The organism is Caballeronia ptereochthonis (assembly GCF_001545075.1).
In the GTDB taxonomy this organism is placed as follows: Bacteria; Pseudomonadota; Gammaproteobacteria; order Burkholderiales; family Burkholderiaceae; genus Caballeronia; species Caballeronia ptereochthonis.
The window spans coordinates 1-1,181 of record NZ_FCOB02000096.1; the positions used below are offsets into that span (position 1 = coordinate 1).

1 protein-coding gene is annotated in these 1,181 nt (G+C 63.6%); it reads right to left on the reverse strand.

Annotated features, from left to right (window positions below; genetic code table 11):
• Positions 1-1,181: YadA family autotransporter adhesin (locus AWB83_RS35605; RefSeq protein ID WP_374729159.1), on the reverse strand; the 1,181-nt coding region annotated here is incomplete at both ends.

Sequence of the window (1,181 nt, forward strand, 5' to 3'; positions counted from 1 at the left end):
CCCGTGGCCGTCGAATCTACACCCGTGCTGTTCGCATGGAAGTACTTCGTGCCCGTGTTGTACACGTTGTTGATCTGATTGCTCAGGTTGGTCACGTTACCGCCGATGTTGGTAACGCTGCCCGCCACGTTCGAGATATCCGACGTGTTCTGGTTGATCGCCTGATCCGCTGCATACAGCTGCGAGCCGTTCACCGCATCGGTCGAGCTGGCCGAGAGACGGCCCGCTGCCACGTTGGTGATCGTGCGCTCCTTGCCTGCTGCGCCCACCGACACCGTGCTGGTCGCGTTGCTGCCTGCGAACGTGTACGCCGTGCCGCCGATCGTCGCGCTCGTGGTGTTCACCACTGCCGCCGTCGTCGAACCCGCACCCAGCGCCACGTCGCCCTTGTTGGCCGACACCGCACCCGAGCCGATCGCAACAGAATCCACACCCGTGGCCGTCGAATCTACCCCCGTGCTGTTCGCATGGAAGTACTTCGTGCCCGTGTTGTACACGTTGTTGATCTGGTTGCCCAGGTTGGTCACGTTACCGCCGATGTTGGTCACGCTGCCCGCCACGTTCGAGATATCCGACGTGTTCTGATTGATCGCCTGATCCGCTGCATACAGCTGCGAGCCGTTCACCGCGTCCGTCGAGCTGGCGCTCACACGGCCCGCCGCCACGTTGGTGATCGTGCGCTCCTTGCCCGCTGCGCCCACCGACACCGTGCTCGTCGCAGCCGTGCCAGCAAACGTGTAGGCCGTGCCACCGATCGTCGCGCTCGTGGTGTTCACCACCGCTGCCGTCGTCGAACCCGCACCCAGTGCCACGTCGCCCTTGTTGGTCGACACCGCACCCGAGCCGATCGCCACCGAATCCACCCCCGTGGCCGTCGAATCTACACCCGTGCTGTTCGCATGGAAGTACTTCGTGCCCGTGTTGTACACGTTGTTGATCTGGTTGCCGATGTTGGTAACGCTGCCCGCCACGTTCGAGATATCCGACGTGTTCTGGTTGATCGCCTGATCCGCTGCATACAGCTGTGAGCCGTTCACCGCATCGGTTGAAGTCGCCGAGAGACGGCCTGCCCCAACGTTGGTGATCGTGCGCTCCTTGCCTGCCGCGCCCACCGACACCGTGCTGGTCGCGTTGCTGCCTGCGAACGTGTACGCCGTGCCGCCGATCGTCGCGCTCGTGGT